The 19,382-nt window shown below is 40.8% G+C and carries 19 protein-coding genes; 8 read left to right on the top strand and 11 right to left on the bottom strand.

Features of this window, described 5'->3' with window-relative positions:
• Window positions 1-76: 76 nt before the first annotated feature.
• Complete coding sequence (locus FTT92_RS08440; RefSeq protein ID WP_180171863.1) at window positions 77-559, bottom strand: copper resistance protein NlpE; 483 nt, start codon at window positions 557-559, stop codon at window positions 77-79.
• A gap of 281 nt (window positions 560-840) precedes the next feature.
• Between FTT92_RS08440 and FTT92_RS08435 the strand changes: the two genes are divergently transcribed.
• Window positions 841-1,419 carry a 1-acyl-sn-glycerol-3-phosphate acyltransferase gene (locus FTT92_RS08435; RefSeq protein ID WP_171262613.1) on the top strand — a complete coding sequence of 193 codons (579 nt, stop codon included), beginning with the start codon at window positions 841-843 and terminating at the stop codon, window positions 1,417-1,419.
• Window positions 1,420-1,500: 81 nt separating this feature from the next.
• On the opposite strand, the gene FTT92_RS08430 is transcribed toward FTT92_RS08435, so the two are convergent.
• Together FTT92_RS08430 and FTT92_RS08425 are read right to left on the bottom strand one after the other, a co-directional pair.
• Window positions 1,501-1,830, bottom strand: a complete 330-nt coding sequence (locus tag FTT92_RS08430; RefSeq protein ID WP_180024138.1) for a hypothetical protein — start codon at window positions 1,828-1,830, stop codon at window positions 1,501-1,503.
• Between the two features lie 190 nt (window positions 1,831-2,020).
• Window positions 2,021-2,758: a sulfite exporter TauE/SafE family protein gene (locus FTT92_RS08425; RefSeq protein WP_180171862.1), complete on the bottom strand. Its 738-nt coding sequence runs from the start codon at window positions 2,756-2,758 to the stop codon at window positions 2,021-2,023.
• Window positions 2,759-2,957: 199 nt separating this feature from the next.
• On the opposite strand from FTT92_RS08425, the gene FTT92_RS08420 reads away from it, so the two are divergent.
• Window positions 2,958-3,422, top strand: coding sequence for a hypothetical protein (locus FTT92_RS08420; RefSeq protein WP_180171861.1), 465 nt, complete (start codon window positions 2,958-2,960; stop codon window positions 3,420-3,422).
• Between the two features lie 56 nt (window positions 3,423-3,478).
• On the opposite strand, the gene rsmD is transcribed toward FTT92_RS08420, so the two are convergent.
• Window positions 3,479-4,030, bottom strand: coding sequence for a 16S rRNA (guanine(966)-N(2))-methyltransferase RsmD (rsmD, locus tag FTT92_RS08415; RefSeq protein WP_078189870.1), 552 nt, complete (start codon window positions 4,028-4,030; stop codon window positions 3,479-3,481).
• Window positions 4,031-4,033: 3 nt separating this feature from the next.
• The gene (gene mrdA, locus FTT92_RS08410; RefSeq protein WP_180171860.1) at window positions 4,034-6,076 is read right to left on the bottom strand and encodes a penicillin-binding protein 2; all 2,043 of its coding nucleotides are present in this window, start codon (window positions 6,074-6,076) and stop codon (window positions 4,034-4,036) included.
• A gap of 234 nt (window positions 6,077-6,310) precedes the next feature.
• Between mrdA and FTT92_RS08405 the strand changes: the two genes are divergently transcribed.
• The 4 genes from FTT92_RS08405 to FTT92_RS08390 all read left to right on the top strand — a co-directional run bounded on the left by FTT92_RS08405 (window position 6,311) and on the right by FTT92_RS08390 (window position 9,238).
• The gene (locus FTT92_RS08405) at window positions 6,311-6,829 is read left to right on the top strand and encodes a hypothetical protein (protein ID WP_078192958.1); all 519 of its coding nucleotides are present in this window, start codon (window positions 6,311-6,313) and stop codon (window positions 6,827-6,829) included.
• A gap of 64 nt (window positions 6,830-6,893) precedes the next feature.
• Window positions 6,894-8,210 (top strand): hypothetical protein, encoded by a 1,317-nt coding sequence (locus tag FTT92_RS08400; protein WP_218948322.1) that lies wholly within the window; start codon window positions 6,894-6,896, stop codon window positions 8,208-8,210.
• 84 nt (window positions 8,211-8,294) lie between these two features.
• Complete coding sequence (gene adk / locus FTT92_RS08395) at window positions 8,295-8,954, top strand: adenylate kinase (protein ID WP_078189866.1); 660 nt, start codon at window positions 8,295-8,297, stop codon at window positions 8,952-8,954.
• An 86-nt stretch (window positions 8,955-9,040) separates the two neighbouring features.
• Entirely contained in the window at window positions 9,041-9,238 is a 198-nt protein-coding gene (locus tag FTT92_RS08390; RefSeq protein ID WP_180003963.1) for a hypothetical protein, read from the top strand.
• A gap of 56 nt (window positions 9,239-9,294) precedes the next feature.
• On the opposite strand, the gene nth is transcribed toward FTT92_RS08390, so the two are convergent.
• Both nth and FTT92_RS08380 read right to left on the bottom strand, forming a co-directional pair.
• Complete coding sequence (nth, locus tag FTT92_RS08385) at window positions 9,295-9,984, bottom strand: endonuclease III (RefSeq protein ID WP_180121734.1); 690 nt, start codon at window positions 9,982-9,984, stop codon at window positions 9,295-9,297.
• A gap of 2 nt (window positions 9,985-9,986) precedes the next feature.
• Window positions 9,987-10,781, bottom strand: coding sequence for an RnfABCDGE type electron transport complex subunit B (locus tag FTT92_RS08380; RefSeq protein WP_180171859.1), 795 nt, complete (start codon window positions 10,779-10,781; stop codon window positions 9,987-9,989).
• Window positions 10,782-11,111: 330 nt separating this feature from the next.
• On the opposite strand from FTT92_RS08380, the gene gdhA reads away from it, so the two are divergent.
• A complete protein-coding gene (gene gdhA, locus FTT92_RS08375) occupies window positions 11,112-12,458 on the top strand; it encodes an NADP-specific glutamate dehydrogenase (protein WP_227591817.1) in 1,347 nt (448 codons plus the stop codon).
• Window positions 12,459-13,049: 591 nt separating this feature from the next.
• On the opposite strand, the gene FTT92_RS08370 is transcribed toward gdhA, so the two are convergent.
• From FTT92_RS08370 to rlmH, 3 genes are all read right to left on the bottom strand, one after another.
• Window positions 13,050-13,826 carry an META and DUF4377 domain-containing protein gene (locus tag FTT92_RS08370; protein ID WP_180035383.1) on the bottom strand — a complete coding sequence of 259 codons (777 nt, stop codon included), beginning with the start codon at window positions 13,824-13,826 and terminating at the stop codon, window positions 13,050-13,052.
• A 168-nt stretch (window positions 13,827-13,994) separates the two neighbouring features.
• Window positions 13,995-14,771 carry a dioxygenase gene (locus FTT92_RS08365; RefSeq protein WP_180171858.1) on the bottom strand — a complete coding sequence of 259 codons (777 nt, stop codon included), beginning with the start codon at window positions 14,769-14,771 and terminating at the stop codon, window positions 13,995-13,997.
• 137 nt (window positions 14,772-14,908) lie between these two features.
• Entirely contained in the window at window positions 14,909-15,391 is a 483-nt protein-coding gene (gene rlmH / locus FTT92_RS08360) for a 23S rRNA (pseudouridine(1915)-N(3))-methyltransferase RlmH (RefSeq protein WP_180171857.1), read from the bottom strand.
• Window positions 15,392-15,594: 203 nt separating this feature from the next.
• On the opposite strand from rlmH, the gene FTT92_RS08355 reads away from it, so the two are divergent.
• Window positions 15,595-16,506: a M20/M25/M40 family metallo-hydrolase gene (locus tag FTT92_RS08355; protein WP_257231650.1), complete on the top strand. Its 912-nt coding sequence runs from the start codon at window positions 15,595-15,597 to the stop codon at window positions 16,504-16,506.
• A gap of 416 nt (window positions 16,507-16,922) precedes the next feature.
• Here FTT92_RS08355 and lon read toward each other — a convergent pair whose 3' ends face one another.
• Window positions 16,923-19,349 (bottom strand): endopeptidase La, encoded by a 2,427-nt coding sequence (gene lon, locus FTT92_RS08350; protein ID WP_180171855.1) that lies wholly within the window; start codon window positions 19,347-19,349, stop codon window positions 16,923-16,925.
• Window positions 19,350-19,382 lie beyond the last annotated feature (33 nt).

The raw sequence follows: 19,382 nt of genomic DNA, 5'->3' as shown, positions 1-19,382 counted from the left end.
ATACTGATCATCCGATCTAAAAAATCCCCGCTACTTGCGGGGGTTTTTTTATAACAATCCTACTTAGAGTAAAACACTAATCAAGCTTTTTGGTGAGTTTAAGATTTACTTCAGGCATTTCTAGTTTTTCACCTTTATCACCACGAAGCTCAATAAAGTTTTCACCTACAAAATAAATTCGATTGTCACCCTCAGCATCAAGTTGAATCATTCCAGGTTGATCTGGCAAGAACTTAAAACTGCCTTTCACTTTATTTTTAGTGTTCGCAGGTTTACCTAAAAACTCTTGGCTGAGTTCATAGCTCTTATCAAGTTTGAGTTCAAGTTCGGTTTCAATCCCTTTGCAATCATGGCAAGGCAGAATTCCTTTATATTTCCCCCCCCAATCAAGTGCTTTTTCGGTGTTATCACCTGTGGCAATCGGGCTTACTGAGGCAGCGTCCGTATTGGCAATGACGTTATTATCTGGTGGTGTCGCAGTTTCAGAATCATTGCTAGTCTTTGAACATGCAGTTAAGGTTGCACTGACCATACAGAGAGCGAGGATTAGTTTTTTCATGAGATTTATACACCGTACGTACCCAATATAATGCTAAGCGTGGCTTTTATTGCTCAAGAAAAATAGCCTATTCTTGTTAACAATTGTGTGTTTGGTTAATACATCAAAACAGACATTTGATTTTTAAAAATTCGTAAATAGTGAAATATTGGTGATTTACCTAAAAGTGAACGCTAAAGGACATTTATATATTAATTGGTGAATAACTGAACAATATAGGCTTTTATAATTATTTTGCGTTGTTAAACTCTGCGGCATAGAAAAAACTGTCGGTGCAAATTGTGTTTGAAAAAACAGCGGAAAAAAGTCTGAACTTAATGGGGTGGCAAATTGATAACCATTGGGATTTAAATATCGACCAATGTGTCATGATTGCAGCGCCACATACCAGTAATTGGGATGCACTTTATGCACGCCTTGCCCTGAAAGCTTTAGGGGTAAATGTTCGTATCACGATTAAAGACAGTTATATGAAATTCCCGTTTGGGCCTTTTGTACGTGCTATGGGCGGAATAGGTATTAATCGTCGTCCAAAACAAGATGGTGAAGCACGTCAAAGTATGGTTGAGCTCATGGCTGACTTATTTAAGCATCATCCCAAATTAGTCATGTTGGTAACCCCTGAAGGGACACGCGCCAAACAAGAGAAGTGGAAAACCGGTTTTTATCATGTTGCTATGCAAGCGGGTGTGCCGATTGCTTTAGCCTATATGGACTATGCGCAGAAAAAAACGGGTGTGGGTAAAATTGTTTATCCTACAGGCGATTATGAAAAAGATATGGCTGAAATCATGGATTTTTACGCGCAAATTCATGCCAAATTTCCTGAAAAATTCAGTGTCGATACACGCTATCACTAATCCAACAAACCAATAAAAAAGGACGGCATCGGCTGTCCTTTTTTATGTTTAGATTCTTCTGTTTAGATTTTTATGTTGATTTTAATCATTAAAGTCGGGATGAATACCGCCCAGATTTTGACATGCCGCCTTATAAATAATGTATTGCTGGTCAACCACATCGATGAGCGGAATACGAAATAACTTTTCGCCTTGCTTATAGCTATCGATATAAGACACGACTTTTTGTTTGCTTGATGCTAGTTTTTCTTCATGGAAAGTTGTAATCGAGCTATGAGTCATATGTGAACTTTCAATATTATTGCATTGAAAATGGGAGAGTAGTTTTTCAGCTTTTTTAATTTCGCTGGACGTGCCAAACATACAGCCGCTAAGCAGAGTCACACCTGCAAGCAGGATGAACTTTTTCATGGTTTTATTTTAAGCAAAATTATGAGGTGCAATATTCTATTAATTTTCGACAAAAAAATTAATCACTTTTTTACCATTTGGCTAATTTTTATTTAAATGTGAACTGTGTCATTGTTACAAGATGTGAATGTCTAACTGAAAAGGCTTTTTGTTAGAACAATTTGGACAAATATCTTTAGGTTTGGAGTCATCAGGTTAAGATACTCATCGTCACCAAGAAGCAGCCTGAAGAGAATAGAAGACCTAATACAATATGTTTAAATTGGCGTTCTGAAATGCGATAAAAAAGTTTGGCACCAAAAATCACTGGAAAAGCCATAATCACCAAAAGCACGGCTAAATAGGGCAGATGTTCACGATGGATGATCCCTTGTAGCAGATAGCTAATGAGTGTGACGAGCTGAATGGCTAAATTGAAATGTCGCAAAATATAGCGTTGTTCTGCTTTGGGTGTATTTTTCAGCATGAGCCATGCAGAGGGTAATGCACCACAAAAGCCTCCAAGGCCACCCAAGATTCCAGCAATATATCCAATACTAGAATCCGTCCATTTCCCTGATTTTTGGATGAATGAAAATTTCGGATTAAAAAATAAAATTGGGCACCAAAACATTAAAAAAGCGCCCAAAACCAATTTAAATGTATCTGGATTAATGCTGTCTAATAAATAGGTACCGAGCGGTACACCTAAAATTCCTGCAATTAAATAGGGATAAATGATTTTTTTATTGATCGGAATGCTTTTACGTTCTGATGATAATGAAATGAAGTGGCTATAAACTGAAGCGCAGACCACCAAGGGTGCGGCTATTTGAGGGGGGAGTATCCAAACCCAAAATGACATTGCGATAAGGGCGAATGCAAACCCTGTTAATCCTTGTACGAATCCCGCAAAGATGGCACCAAGAATAAAAATCAGCCAAGTCATTAAATTACAGCTTTGAAATACGTGGCGATATTGTAGTTAATTTTTCGTTATAAATGTGGCTGTCTGAGCAAATGTGGAAAAATTGGACCTCAAACCATGAATAAAACATGAATGTTTAAATACAGCAGATGTACACAGACTTCCGATTGAATTCATTTCGATAAGTGAAAATGCCCTTCATCAAAGAGGAGTGCTACACATGCTTAAACAAGTTGCTTTGCTATCTGTGGTTGCAATTACATTTACAGGGTGTGTCGTGGCGCCATTTGATGATGGCCGATACCATTCGAATAAATATGGTTATTCAGGTCAACATGGTGGTACATACGGACAGCGCTATGACTCAAGTCAACGTTATGACCGCTCATATGGTCGAGTGAATAGCCCGCAACATCGACCAAACTCACCACGATCGAATTCGAATAACCGTCCAGACAATATATATAAACCAAATGCGCATAACCCGAATGTACAGAATCCTTCATCTCAGCATCCGTCAAATGTGCAGCGTCCAAGCTCAAAGCCTCAGACTTCGGCTAAACCCAATACAAGCAAGCCCCAGCAGCAAAAACCACAGCAACAACGTCCAAAAGTGACGCACGTGGATAAAGTTAAAACCACAGGTGGATTTAACAGCCAGCGTCCACTTCGACCACAGGTTTAATGATTTTCAAGTAATAAAAAAGGACGCATTGGCGTCCTTTTTTGTGTGTATTTGCATTAAGCCTTTTTATATAAGCCTGCACGCACCGTCCCAGCTTTGGTTTGTTTGATTTGCTGCCAAGTGCTCGGCAGTTTTAACTGAGCAAGATCACGATCAGCTTCGATATATATTAAACCATTGTCTGCAATGCACGGATCGACCAATTCAGCAAGTTCCTGCCATAAATCAAGACTATAAGGGGGATCTAAGAAAATCAGATCAAATTGGTCTTTCAAGTTAGGAATGGCTTGTTGTGCCGTCATGTTTTTGAGTTGCACACGTTGTTTGCTAACTCTTAAAAGTTCTAAATTGTCCATGAGAAACTTCGCTTGGGTGCGATCAGGTTCAATTAAAACAGCTTCTGCTGCACCACGTGAGAGTGCTTCAAATGACAAAGCACCTGAACCTGTACAAAGGTCGAGAACTTTGGCATTTTGAACATCCCACATGAGCCAGTTAAATAATGTCTCGCGCACACGGTCAGGTGTAGGGCGTAAACCATCAATACTGGCAAAAGGCAGTTGACGGCGTTTCCATTCACCCCCAATGATTCTTAATTGATTTTTCATGAATTATTCCTCATCGGTTGCATGTGCTGCACTGGCAGCACGAGGTGGGGTATTTGCAGTATTCGATTGTTGAGTTGCACTGTTGTTCTGCTGAGCTGTTGGGCTCGCATTTGGATCGGCAGATAAAATATTAGAGCCGCTTGGTAACTCACTCGGTTTTAGACCTGCAGTCATGAGACCACCGCTAATTTGATGGCCTGCAGGACGAATTGGATTCTTTTTACGTGTTAATAACCAGTAGTCAAACATTGGTTTAGCAATTTGAGCAGCAGAACCACCGTGACGACCATTTTCCCAAACGACGGCAATCGCAATTTCAGGTTTTTCCGCAGGGGCAAAACCAACAAATAAACCATGGTCAAGCTGACGCTCTGTCAATAAAGATTCGTTATAGCGTTTACCTTGGGCAATACTTTTAACTTGTGCGGTGCCTGTTTTACCTGCGATTTGATACATTGGGGTACGAATACCACGACCGGTCCCTGTTTGAACCACATCAATCATGGCATCACGCATTTTGATCCAATCATCTGGCTTACCATTAAATTGAATGTGACCATTCGGGGCGTTATGTACTTTGTGGACTTTAGCGCCTTTACTTTCACGCAAAACGTGAGGTGTAACATGAGAGCCTTGATTAGCGGTAATGGCAGTTGCCATCGCCAGTTGTAATGGTGTTGCTGTAAATGCACCTTGACCAATACTGACAGAAATGGTTTCACCTTTAAGCCAGTTGGACTTCCGTGTGCGGAGCTTCCATTCAGGATTTGGATATAGCCCTGTACTTTCACTTGGTAAATCTACACCGGTTTTTTCACCGAAACCAAACTGACGCATCCAAGTATTCATTTTTTCAATGCCCATACGATAGGACAAGACATAGAAGTAGGTATCGCAGGAAATGACTTGAGCTTTGTGTAAATTAACTGAGCCATGACCAGTTTTTTTGTGGTCACGGAAACGATGGCTGTCACCCGGAAGCGTGAAATAGCCCGGATCTGAAATGGCTGTACTCCAATCCACTAGACCATAATGAATACCACCTAGACCAAACATTGGCTTAATCGTTGAACCCGGTGGATAAGCCCCTTGCACAGCACGGTTATATAATGGCTGATCGAGGCTATCACGTAGTTCAGAATAATCTTTGCTGCTAATGCCAGTAACAAATAAATTGGGGTTAAAACTAGGACTGGACACAAGAGCAAGAATTTCCCCAGTACGTGGGTCAATCGCCACAATTGCACCACGTCGATCTGCAAGCTGCTCTGAAGCGACCATTTGCAGTCCATAATCTAGGGATAAATATAAGTCATTACCACGAATCGGATCTTTACGACCTAGATGTCGTAACACATTACCAAAGGCATCGGCTTCAACCGACTCATTTCCCGGCATACCGTGTAAAAGTTCTTCGTATGATTTTTCAACGCCAATTTTACCGATCAGGTTTGAGCCAGCGTATAAATCTTTATCAATCGATTTTAGTTCTTTGTCATTAATACGACCTACATAACCAATCACATGGGCAAACAGTTCGCCATGTGGATAGTAGCGAGTCATTTGGGTCTCTATATTGACACCTGGGAATTGATATTTCACCTCACTAAAACGGGCGATATCATTTTCATTTAAATTAAGTTTAATCGAAACGCGTTCAGTCTTTTTAGAGGTTTTAATTCGACTTTTGAAACGTTCGATGTCTTCATCAGTCAGTTCTAACAGAGGCGTTAGGCGCTCTACCGTATCATCAATGTCTTCAACATCCGCACGGCTCATGGTTGCTGAGAAAACCGGATAATTATCCGCTAATAACACACCATTACGGTCATAGATATAACCACGAGAAGGTGCAAGCGGTTGCAATCGAATTCGGTTTTGATCGGCAGCAGTCGAAAAGGTCTCATAACTTTTGATTTGCAAATATGCATATCGTGCCACAAGCAACAGCATAAAGAAGGAGACAATCCCTATCGAAATCACCACGCGATTACGATAAATCCGCTTTTCTTGCTGGACATTTTTTAAAGGATAATGCTGCTTCATACGCGATCGACTTAAAGACTGAGAGCTAAAATAACGGAAGAGGCATATTCTAGCGCAACTGACATTTTTTTGATAAATAAAAAAGACTCTGCTGTGATTGCAGTCTATATTTTGACTTTGCAGACATGAAAAATATGGGGCTTTGTGTATAACAGTTCATATTATTCTGCTAAAGTCGAAACGTATAAAAAAGGAATATTCCAAAAAATAATACTAAGGAAGTTTGTGAAAACAATGAATAAATTATATCCATTGCTTGCATTTATGATGCTCGGAAGCATCGCACATGCCAATGACAATTCATTTTTACCTGAGGCAAAGTTAACAGGTAAGGGTTATCAACCATGGAATGTTGGAGCAGGTTTTACTCAAAAAATTATTCACGTGAATGGTGAGTGGGTAAACCCATATGGCATTGCCTATGCAAAAGCTGGTGTTTTCTTGAACGATGATAAAACACCTGGTGGGCAAGTCGGCTTTCGTTACCCCGTTCATTTCACTGGCAAAGATAAAAATGGTTATTATATCGGAGCTTATGCGGGCCACATCGACTCCAAGAAAGTAGATGGTGAAGATGAAGCGCGTTTAGGTGGTGGTATCGATCTTGCTTATGTGATGTTGAGTGCCGAGCGTATTAGTACGTTTAGTGTAGGCTTGGGTGCGGGTGAAAAATTAGAAGACAAATCAGGTAATGTGATTGTGGAAACCGAACCGAGACTACAAATCTCATATACTTTAAGTTTTGGTTTGTAGTGAAAATAATCAACTTTATTTTATAACCGCACTCACTGAATAAAATTAAATATGGAAGTTATGCATGCTTGAGTACGTTAACGAATTGTGGCAAACCTTTTTGCAACGTCCCGATTTTTGGGCTGTGCTGAGTATTATCCCCGTTACCGCATTCGTTACCTGGGCACACGTTTGGATGGCACTGAAAATGGTGTTTTACCCGATTAATTTCTGGGGATTCCATTTAGGTCCATTACCCGTGGGATGGCAGGGGATTGTGCCAAGAAAAGCTGGACGTATTTCTGGCATTATTACGGATAATACATTGTCTAAATTGGGTTCCTTGCGCGAGTTTTTGGATGCAATGGATCCTGAGGATATGGCGCGCATCATTGGTGAACAAGTTGGCTTTGAACTTGAACATTTGATTGATGAAGTCATGCTAGACCGAAATGCGGTGCTTTGGGAAAACTTACCGTATTCCATTAAACGCCGTATTTATGCGCAAGCACATAAACAGCTGCCAAATACCTTAAAAGAACTCGTGACCGAACTGACCATGAACGTAGAGTCACTTGTTGACATGCGTGAAATGGTGGTGAGTCAAATGGAAGCGGATCGTCTCTTGATGGTGCGGATGTTCCTTAAAGTTGGCCAAAAAGAAATCAACTTTATTTGGCATATCAGTGCCTTGATTGGGATGTTCTTTGGTATCTTCCAGATGATCGTTTGGTTTGTGGTGCCTTGGCATTGGACGGTTCCATTTTGGGCAGCAATCTGGGGCTTTTTGACCAACTGGATTGCCATCTGGATGGTATTTAATCCCATTGAGCCGCACCCTGTTAAGTATTTGCAATTATTTGAATTAACTAAAGATCGTAAATTCCCTTGGATTAAACCTGTGATTCCACGTATTGGAACGTACAATGTTCAAGGGGCGTTTATGAAACGCCAAGAAGAAGTTTCGGATGTATTCGCAAGTGTAGTCACAGAAGACCTAATTACGTTAAAATCTATCATGACCGAAATGATGTATGGCGGGAAGAAAGATAAGACCCGTCGCATTGTGAAACGTCATATTAATGAAATTATGGAATCTCCACTGGTTCGTACCTCATTACAGTTGTCTTTAGGTCCAAAAGAGTACGCAAAACTCAAGACAGACTTGATCGATCGCTCAATTGAAATTACGATGGTGCCTGTATGCGACCCTGCGTTTAATGCGAGCCGTGCACAGAAAATCTTTCAAATGTTTAGAGACCGTATTCGTGAGCTAACACCGAAAGAATTTCAAAATCTATTACGTCCTGCATTTCAGGAAGACGAATGGATTTTAATTGTCTTGGGTGGTGTAACCGGTTTTATCGCGGGTACAATACATTTGTTTGTGGCTTTCTTATAATTAGATGCTGGAAGATGATCTGAATCTTCGGTTCAGATCACTACATAGCGTCATATACAATGTTTAAAATGAGGATGTTTTTTTATGCGCATTATATTACTCGGACCACCTGGAGCAGGTAAAGGTACACAAGCTCAGTTGATCTGTAAGCGCTACGATATCCCACAAATTTCAACCGGTGATATGCTCCGTGCTGCGATTCGTGAAGGTACTGAATTAGGTCTACAAGCTAAAAGCGTCATGGACAATGGCGGCCTTGTATCTGATGAGCTTATTATTGGTCTTGTAAAAGAACGCATTGCTCAACCTGACTGTGTCAACGGCTGCATTTTCGACGGTTTCCCGCGTACGATTCCACAAGCTGAAGCGCTTGAAAACGAAGGGATCAGCATCGATCACGTAATTGAAATCGATGTACCTGACGAAGAAATCGTTCAACGTTTATCTGGTCGTCGTCAACACCCAGCATCTGGTCGTGTATATCACACCGTTTACAACCCACCAAAAGTGGAAGGTAAAGATGACGAAACTGGTGAAGACCTTGTTCAACGTCCGGATGACCAAGAAGCAACAATTCGTAAGCGTTTAGGTTCTTACCACGCTGAAACTGAGCAATTGGTTGGTTTCTACCAAGGTCGTGCAGCTTCTGGAGAAAACGCACCAACTTATGACAAATTAAATGGTCTTCGTCCAATCGATCAAGTTCAAACTGATTTGTTCGCGATTTTAGATCAGTCTAAATAATTCAGCTTTTTTGAATTTTTGACAATCAAAGAGTCCTACTGCATAGTGGGACTCTTTTTTTATGTGGCTTTTAGGGCGAATCTGTTATGAAATTTGCTTTGGTTATAATGGTCATCATCGCTGTAGCGGTGTTATTGGGCTTATTATTTGTCAGCTTTAAAATGTTGCGTAAGGTGCAAGTGGAAGAAGCAGAGCAAGCTAAACTGAGCCCGAAGCAATATCGCTTACATCCAAAGCTGCAGCAAGAGCTTGATAAAAAACAAAAAGAACAAGATAAAAATTAAGCATCAACTCGATCAATTGATTCTTACAAATTCCATCTACCCCGAAATTGAAGAGATTAATCTTCAATTTGGGTGGTTTTAATCGGTCTTAATGCGCCAAAGTCAAAACGGTCGGGCCAATTACATACATCAGACACGATGCATTCATTACATTTGGGTTTGCGGGCAATACAGGTATAACGCCCATGCAGAATCAACCAATGATGTGAATCAACAATAAACTCTTTGGGGATGACTTTGACGAGTCGGTGTTCGACTTCCAAAACATTTTTGCCGACAGCCAATCCTGTACGATTACCTAAACGAAAAATATGCGTATCAACGGCCATGGTTGGTTGACCAAAAGCAGTATTCAGCACCACATTTGCAGTTTTACGACCGACACCGGGTAAGGCTTCCAAATCTGCACGATTATTCGGAACGATACTGTTATGCTTCTCAATGAGAATCTTGCAGGCTTTAATGACATTTTCCGCTTTTGAGTTATACAGGCCAATGGTCTTGATATATTCCTTCAGTCCGTCAACACCTAACGCATAAATAGCTTTAGGAGTATTTGCTACTGGAAAAAGTTTATCTGTGGCTTTGTTGACACTGACATCTGTGGCCTGAGCAGATAGGGTAACAGCCACTAAAAGTTCAAATGGACTACTATAATTGAGTTCAGTTTTCGGGTTGGGGCGTTGCTCACGTAAGCGTTCAAAAAAAGTTTGAATTTGCTTCTTAGTCATGTTTTTAACAGCCATGATTAAGCCCCTTGCAGTTGTGTTAGTTGTAACGTTAGCGTATGGAGTAATTCACGTTTTTTTGCATCGTCTCGAACACTCAGTTGTTTTTCTAACTTTTTGATTTGTGTTCGAATTTTTGCAAGTTCAATGGTGGTTTTTGCATCGAGTTGAACGACTGGCGTAGCAGGTTTTTCCACGACTTCAATGACCGGTACTGAGTCTGTCTGGGTCGAAAATTGGGCAAAAAGTTCCGTGTCAATTTCAGCACGTACGACTGGGCCTTTACGATGAATTCTGCGCTTTTCCTCACGTTGAATATGTGCATAGTAGCGGCGACGTAAATCATTCTGTTCTGCGATTCGAACAGGTTCAGATGGCACTTGATCAAGCTCTTCGATAAGGTCGATACAATCCACTGGACACGGTGGGATGCAGAGTTCGCAGCCCGTACATAAATCCGTCAAGACCGTATGCATCAATTTGCCTGAGCCAATAATGGCATCAACAGGGCAGGCACTAATACATTTGGTACAACCAATACATTCATCCTCACGAATCACAGCTTTAACCCGTTGCGGGCGTCCATCACTTTGGATTGGCCAAACGCTGGCTTCTGCTGTTAAGTGGGGACGATTTAATAACGCTGCTAGTGAATCTGCCACAGGTTGACCACCGGGTATACATTTATTGGCTTCTTCTCCTTCACTGATGGCTTTGGCATAGGGTAAGCAGCCGTCTCGGTGTCCACAAAGTCCACATTGAGTTTGTGGCAATAGGGCATCAATTTGTTGGATGAGGGAAATTTCAGAAGTCATGGGTAGTCGCGAGTACAAATGAAGGCAGTGAAAAACCAAAGAGGACGTTGAATTCTAGCATGTTTCAGTATGAATTGCTGTGCGCAAAAATGGGTCTATAGATGCATCATAAATGAGCAAAATAATTCATTAAAATATTCCTAAAAGTAATAATATTTATAACTAAAATATCTGATTAATCAATTTAAATCGCTGTTCTTTAAAGAATTTAAAGATTTTTTAAAAAAACTATTGCTGATTAGTTACAAAAGATATTTAATATTTTGCGCCAAAATATATCTTTGATCAAAATTGTGATCAATTTTGATCCATACATCTGCTGAGGATTAAGTGTTGAAATATAACAGCCTTAACGACTTCCTAGACTACGTTAAAACACGTGATGAACATCAACCTGAATTTCTTCAAGCTGTTGAAGAAGTGATGACGAGCCTTTGGCCATTCATCGAAAAGAACCCACAATATGCTGACTACGGTTTGCTAGAACGTCTTGTTGAGCCTGAGCGTGCAATTCAGTTCCGTGTTTCATGGGTAGATGACAAAGGTCAAACTCAAGTTAACCGTGCTTTCCGTGTTCAATACAACTCAGCAATTGGGCCATTCAAAGGTGGTATGCGTTTCCACCCATCAGTGAACCTTTCAATTCTTAAATTCTTAGGTTTTGAACAAACTTTCAAAAATGCCTTAACTACACTTCCTATGGGTGGTGGTAAAGGTGGTTCAGATTTTGACCCTAAAGGTAAATCTGAAGGCGAAATTATGCGTTTCTGTCAAGCATTAATGATCGAGTTATACCGTCATCTTGGTTCTAACACTGACATCCCAGCGGGTGACATCGGTGTAGGTGGCCGTGAAGTGGGCTACATGGCTGGTATGATGAAAAAATTAAGCAACGACACAGCATGTGTGTTCACTGGTAAAGGTTTAACTTTCGGTGGTTCACTTGCACGTCCTGAAGCAACTGGTTACGGTACTGTGTATTTCGCTGAGGAAATGCTAAAAACTCGTGGCGACAGCTTTAAAGATAAAGTTGTAACGATTTCGGGTTCTGGTAACGTTGCACAATACGCTGCTGAAAAAGCAATGTACTTGGGTGCGAAAGTGGTTTCACTTTCAGACTCAGCAGGTACTGTATACGTAAAAGACGGTTTCACAACTGAACTTCTTGCTGAAGTAATGGAATTGAAAAACGTTAAGCGTGGCCGTATTTCTGAATTTGCATCTAAGCACGGTTTTGAATATTTAGAAGGTCAACGCCCTTGGTCAATCAAATGTGATATCGCGCTGCCATGTGCAACTCAAAATGAATTAGATGAAGCTGATGCTGAAGCTCTTCTTGCTAATGGCGTAATCTGTGTTGCTGAAGGCGCAAACATGCCATCTACTTTGGCTGCAGTTGAGAAATTCGTTGAAGCGAAAATTCTTTATGCACCAGGTAAAGCTTCAAATGCAGGTGGTGTTGCAACTTCTGGTCTTGAAATGTCTCAAAACGCAATTCGTTTGGGTTGGACTTTCGAAGAAGTTGACGAGCGTCTACACGCGATCATGAAAGAAATTCACCGCAACTGCGTGAAATACGGTACTGAAGAAGATGGTACTGTGAACTATGTAAACGGTGCGAACATTGCAGGCTTCGTAAAAGTTGCTGACGCAATGCTTGCTCAAGGCGTTTACTAAGTTCTCCGTAAGTTGAACTGAAAACCGAGGCTCAAGCCTCGGTTTTTTTATGGCTGAATGGTTTGGAATATATTGGATTGTTAATTAGTGTTCATCAGGGTAAGTTGGATTTCGCTATCCATAACATTGAAATGAAAATTTAAGGGTTGGCTGAGCAAACGTTTAATATGAAGCTATTTCTGATGTAATTGTGGGCAGAACTTCATTGTACTTCCTACATCATAATTGCGGCCAATGTGATTACAGCCACTAAAAAATGTCATCAGGCCATTGTTGAATGTGTAAGTTATTTGGGCGGGAGAGCGGTATTCTCTACGAGAACCCACGTCTTTTGAGTTAATTGTTCTGCTTCAAAATCGCGTCAATAGGTAATTCGCTGTATGCCTTTAAAAATATAGGTCTGTTGATTGCGATTCGTCAGGATGAATTCAGGCAGGGCATTTTGCTTTTGTAGTAGCTTTAAATTTACATCGCTAAAGCATTGGCTGAACAGTACATCGTGATTTGAAAACTTTGCACGGCTGATCAGCGTTTGCGGTTGTGTAGATATAAAAAACCGAGGCGATGACCTCGGTTTTTATAGGCTGTAACTTACAAGGTACCTTTTACGGCTTCACGTTCGACTGACATATCAAAAATATAGGCATATTTTGATTGGTCAGCAGCAGGGTTTTTACGTTCAAAACGTTTTACGCGAATAATTTGGCGTTCTGCAGGAGTGTGCTTAAAGCCTTCAATTTGATCGTAAAATAAGGTCCAGTCTTTATCAACTTGTGTTTTTAGGCCTTTTTCATCGTACTTCACTTCACGCACTTGCAAACAAGTTTGTGGAGCAACGCCTGTACATTGTTTGGTTTCAGGGCTGACTTCTAGGAAAATCGTTTCGCCTTGTGAGTTATATTGGGTTTCAGGTGTTAATTTTCCAGTGAACACCAGTTTCTCACCTGTTGCAGAGATAATGGTTAACGTTGGATTTTGTGGATCTGTAGTATTTAAAACAAAAGGTGCTTTACGGTCACTAAAGAGTGAAGATGCAAGTCCTTCTTGTTTCATCGCATTATCAGGACACGCCATCATGGTAGATGCAATGTTGCCTGTTACAAGTGTATTGTGTTCCACTTTCCATTGGGTTGACATGCTATTACAGCTGGTTGAAATACCCAAAGTGCCATTTTCTAGAAAATTTAAAACCAAAGGTTTTGGTGCATTTTCAGTGGTGGTGCTCCATTGATATGAAGCTAAAGTTTTATCAGCATTTTGTTGTTGTAATACGCTCACGGCTAAATCTCCAGCTTTTTGGATATCGCTTGATTGACATGCTGCAAGGGCTAAAGGGAAGAGGGCGATCGCTAAATATTTTAATTTCATTACGCTAACTGTTCTAAGTGAATTTCACCCTGTAGCATAACCCATTCATTTTAAAAAAATATGAATACATTCAGCTCAAATAAGTAGCAAAATGTATCCATAAATAATAATTTGTTAACTTATTAATATGAATTATGAATAAGTCAATTTACCTCGTTTTATTCATGTTTAATCAAAACGATAAATATCCATACCCAGTGAACCCATGCTAAAGCTACTGTGAACAATAGAGAAGCGGGGGCCTGCACCCATCGCAAAGAAGATGGGTGCAAAATGTTCAATGGTCGGATGGTTGCGTTGTACAAACGGAATATTTTGCCAATCGAGAACTGCATCAAAATCTTGATGAGTGAGCTTATTGACCACAAAATTACGGAATGTAGACGCCCATTCAGGCACGGTTGCTGCACATCCATCCCAAGCCAATTCACGTAAGTTATGAGTAATACTGCCCGATCCAATCAACAGGATTTGCTTGTCACGTAAAGGGGCAAGCGTTTGTCCAATTTTATAGATCTCTTGCGCAGACATAGTCATCGGCAGCGATATTTCAATCACAGGAATGTCGGCATCAGGATACATATGCAATAACGGCATCCAAACGCCATGATCGCGTGGACGAGTGCTGTTGGCATGTGCAGATAATCCTGCATTGGCAAGCAAATGAAGAATTTCTTCAGCGAGCTCTGGGTTACCCGGTGCTGGATAGCGAATATCATAAAGTTCCGCAGGGAAGCCACGGAAGTCATGCCAAGTTTCAGGACGGGCACTGGTACTTACTTCTAGTGCGTTACTTTCCCAATGCGCGGACATGATAATAATGGCTTCCGGTTTTGGAAGATTCAGGCTTAAACGTTCCAACGCAGGACCGACTTGCTCAGGATTGATGGCAAGCATAGGTGAGCCATGGGAAATAAATAAACCTGGAAGTGTTTGTAAATTCATCGCGGTCACCGTTGGTTGTTTAAAGGAATATGATGATCATGCACTAAATTATTCAGCGTAACAATTCGGATAATTTCAACGGTTTGTTTCATTGTTGCAACGCTGTAACTGCTGTATATGCTGGATGTCGGTTCGGATTAACCCGCACGATGGTAAGGATGATTATGGTTAATACTCATTGCACGGTATAGCTGTTCGATGAGCATGACACGAACCATTGGATGTGGCAAAGTCAGTTTAGACAAAGACCAATGCCACGCTGCAGCTTTACGTACCGCCTCAGAATGTCCATCTGGCCCACCAATGGCTAAAACCACATCATTGCCTTCAAGCATCCAACCTTTCATGGTTTCAGCTAGTTTTTCGGTACTAAACTCACGACCACCGACTTCTAAGGCGATCAGCACTTCATTCGATTTTATGGCATTTAAAATGCTGTCACCTTCAATTTGACGGTATTTTAAAATGTCGGCTTCTGAATCGTTCTTACCACGTTTGGCCATAGGCAGTTCAATGATTTGCGTTTGAACAAATGGCTGAATACGTTTGAAATAATCTTCAAAACCCGTCAGCACCCATGCTGGCATTTTTTGACCGATTGTCAGAATACGAATTTTCATACAGCGCCTGAAAGTATACAAAAGAGCATTATAACGGTTCGCTTGCGCTTTGTATGTTCAGACACAATTTGCAATTGAAATCGTGTTCTGCTTGCTGTTTAAATACGCAGCATAAACAGATTAGATCGAAGATGAAAATTGGAATAATAACAATGAAAAAAACATGGCATGACGGTACGTTATTTTTGCTCAAGCAGGCAGCAATGCTTTCAATTTTTGCATTGTGTTCATTTGCGGCGTATGCCAACAATATTAGAACCGCTGAACCGGATAATTTAAAAGTCTATTTAGAGCAAATTATTGGTAGTGAAGCTGAATATCGTAACTATAAGAACATTCAAGAGTTAAACCGCGTGTCTGCTTGGATTCGTGAGCAGATGCGTTTATTTGGTGTGAATTGTCGTTTTCAAACCTATACCGTAAACAGCCAACCATACCGTAATGTGGTCTGTCCCTTAAATGCAGGGCATAGCAACCGAGTGATCATTGGCGCGCATTATGATGTATTTGAGGAGCAGCATGGCGCTGATGATAATGCTTCTGGCGTTGCAGGTGTACTCGAAGCTGCTCGGATTCTTTCGGCTGAAAAAGCGCGTTTAAAACAAAATATTGAGTTTGTATTTTATACCCTCGAAGAACCGCCATATTTTAGAACAGAGTCGATGGGCAGTTTTATCCATGCAAAATCGGTAGCAAAGGAAAAGGATAAAATTTCAGGTGTGTATATTCTGGAAATGATTGGTTATTTTGATCCGAAAGTTACCCAAGAATATCCAGTTGGACTGAAATGGATTTATCCATCGCACACGAATTTTATAGCATCGGTGGGGAACATTCAGTCTCGTGACTTAACCTCATCGTATTGTACGGCGATGGAGTCTTTGAAGCAGTTGCAATGTGAACGTTTGATTTCACCTTCATTTATTCAGGGTGTGGATTTTTCAGATCATATGAATTATTGGCAATTTGATATGCCGGCGATGATGATCACCGATACGGCATTTTATCGTAATAAGCACTATCACACCGAGCAAGATACCCTGGATAAATTAAACTTAGACAAAATGGCTCAAGTGATCGATGGTTTAGTGAAAACCATTTTAAATTTGAGATGAATGTCTTTAAAAACATGACATAAAAAACGCAGCCCCGAAAGCCTGTGGACTGCGATAAAAGGTCATCTACCTGGAGATGTAGATGACCATCTTGTTCCAATGATCATCACGCTTTTAGACGTGATTGGAACCAATAAAGAAACATACAGCGCGTATATCTCTCTACTATATATGTGGGATAGAGGGCGATATTTCAAGTAATAGCATTCAAATTTTGTAAGACTTTCTAATTGGCTATTCTTGATCTTGATGTCGAATTTGAAATAGTTATCCAATCCATAGTTGTAGCTGTTGTCTTGAATCTAGTGGTTGTGAAGAATTTGAATGAAAAGTTTCGAATATTTAGTATGAAATAATGGATATAAAAAAGCCCTGTCGAAACAGGGTTTTTTTCTTTTATTGCGAGTTGCTAGCGCTTAGTGACGAGCAGCTTTGCCACCTTCAGTTGCTTTGACAATCGGTGTCTTTGCAAGAGGTTTAGGCATATCAACCAAGGCTAGAGGTAAAATCTCATCAATCGATTTCACTGGTTTAATTTCTAGACCTTCTTTGACATTGTCTGGAATCTCAGTCAAGTCACGAACGTTATCTTGTGGGATAAAGACAAGCTTGATGCCACCACGGTGAGCAGCGAGAAGTTTCTCTTTTAAACCACCAATGCGCATTGCACGGCCACCAAGACTGGTTTCACCGGTCATCGCAATATCTGGACGAATCGCAATGCCTGTAAACGCTGAAACAAGTGCGGTAGTTAGGGCCAAACCAGCAGATGGACCATCTTTTGGTGTTGCACCTTCTGGTAAATGCACGTGTACATCAGTTTCTTCAAAGCGGATCGCTTCAATACCTAGTTCATCTGCACGGGTACGTACAACGGTCATCGCTGCTGTGATAGATTCTTTCATGACATCGCCAAGAGAACCGGTGGTAATGAACTTGCCTTTACCTTTTACTGCTGCAACTTCAATCGTTAGCAGTTCACCACCAACAGATGTCCATGCCAAGCCATTTACACGACCCACTTCAGCTTCTTCTTCGGCCATACCGAAGTCGAATTTGTGTGGACCTAAGTAGTCAGGAAGATTTTTCGAATTCACTTCAATTTGAAGATTTTTCGCTTTCTTGCTCACTGCTTCTTTTACCACTTTACGTGCAATTTTCGATACTTCACGTTCTAAGCTACGCACACCGGCTTCACGTGTATAACGTTGTACGATATCGCGAATGGCTTCTTCGTGAACGGTTAATTCTTTTGCACGTAGACCATTGTTCTTGATGGCTTTTGGAACAAGGTAACGTTCAGCAATATTCACTTTTTCATCTTCGGTGTAACCCGGTAGACGAATCACTTCCATACGGTCAAGCAAAGCTTCTGGAATATTCATGCTGTTTGCAGTACAGATGAACATCACTTCAGAAAGGTCTAGATCAAGATCTAAGTAGTGATCATTGAACTTGCTGTTTTGTGATGGATCTAGGACTTCAAGCAATGCTGAAGCAGGGTCTCCACGGTAGTCTTGCGCCATTTTGTCAATTTCATCGAGTAAGAACAGAGGGTTCTTTACGCCAACCTTAGACAAAGATTGCACAATTTTACCCGGCATCGCACCGATATATGTACGACGGTGACCACGGATTTCAGCTTCATCACGCACGCCGCCAAGCGCCATACGGACAAATTCACGGCCAGTTGCTTTGGCAACAGATTCACCGAGTGAAGTTTTACCTACACCTGGAGGACCAACTAAGCACAGGATTGGGCCACGAAGTTTTTTTACACGTGATTGAACAGCAAGGTATTCCACAATGCGGTCTTTCACGTCGTCTAAACCATAGTGATCGGCATCAAGAATATCTTGAGCTTTCGCAAGGTTAATACTGACTTTGCTAGCTTTGTTCCAAGGCGTATCTAAAATAACTTCTAGATAGTTACGCACGACAGCAGCTTCGCTCGAAGCAGGTTGCATTGCTTTTAGCTTACGGAACTCATTTTCAGCTTTCTTGCGTACATGTTCAGGTAAATCGGCTTCAGCTAGACGTTTTTCAATTTCTGCAACGTCGTCTTCAGCACCGCCATTCATGTCAGAAAGTTCGCGTTGAATGACCTTCATTTTTTCATTTAAGAAGTATTCACGCTGATTCTTTTCCATTTGGCGTTTCACAGAATCATGTAAGGTTTGCTCAATTTGCTGCTCTTCTGACTGTTGTAATAAATACGTCATGAGCTCAGCTAAATGTGCTTCAAATTCATCATGCTCTAAGAATTTTTGCTTTACATCAATATTCAAAGGCACGCGTGTTGCTACGAAGAATAATAATTGTAGCAAATCATCAATTTTATTGGCTGCTGCAATCAATTCACGTGCGTTACGCAATTTTGCTTCTGCATATTGAGCAAATAAGGTGCGCAATTCTTCGACACGGTTATTCTGAGTTTCTGAGTCAACAGAAACCGTCATTGGGCTTAATGAATGCTCAGCAGTCAGGTAATTATCGGTATCGATAATTTTTTCTAACTTGGCACGATATAAGCCTTCAATCAGTACTTTTATACAGTTTTCATCATTCTCATGATTCACAACTTGCACAATCTTCGCGACAGTACCGTATTGATATAAATTGTCGTGATCAATTTCTTCTGTAAGCGAATCTTTTTGTGCAACTACGAATACAAGATTGTCACTGTCACGTGCGACATTGACTGCATTGATCGACTTTTCACGACCCACAAACAGTGCAATTTGCATGTGAGGATATACAACCACATCTCGTAGCGCTAAGAGCGGTAATACGCTCGGAATTGTAGTTTCCAAGCTTTCTTCATTCATAATAATCTCAGACATGGGCACTCCTAATGAGTGACAACGGTGTTGCCA

It is taken from the genome of Acinetobacter sp. YH12023 (assembly GCF_013420135.1).
GTDB lineage: Bacteria > Pseudomonadota > Gammaproteobacteria > Pseudomonadales > Moraxellaceae > Acinetobacter > Acinetobacter amyesii.
This window is presented reverse-complemented; position numbering and strand designations above follow the sequence as displayed.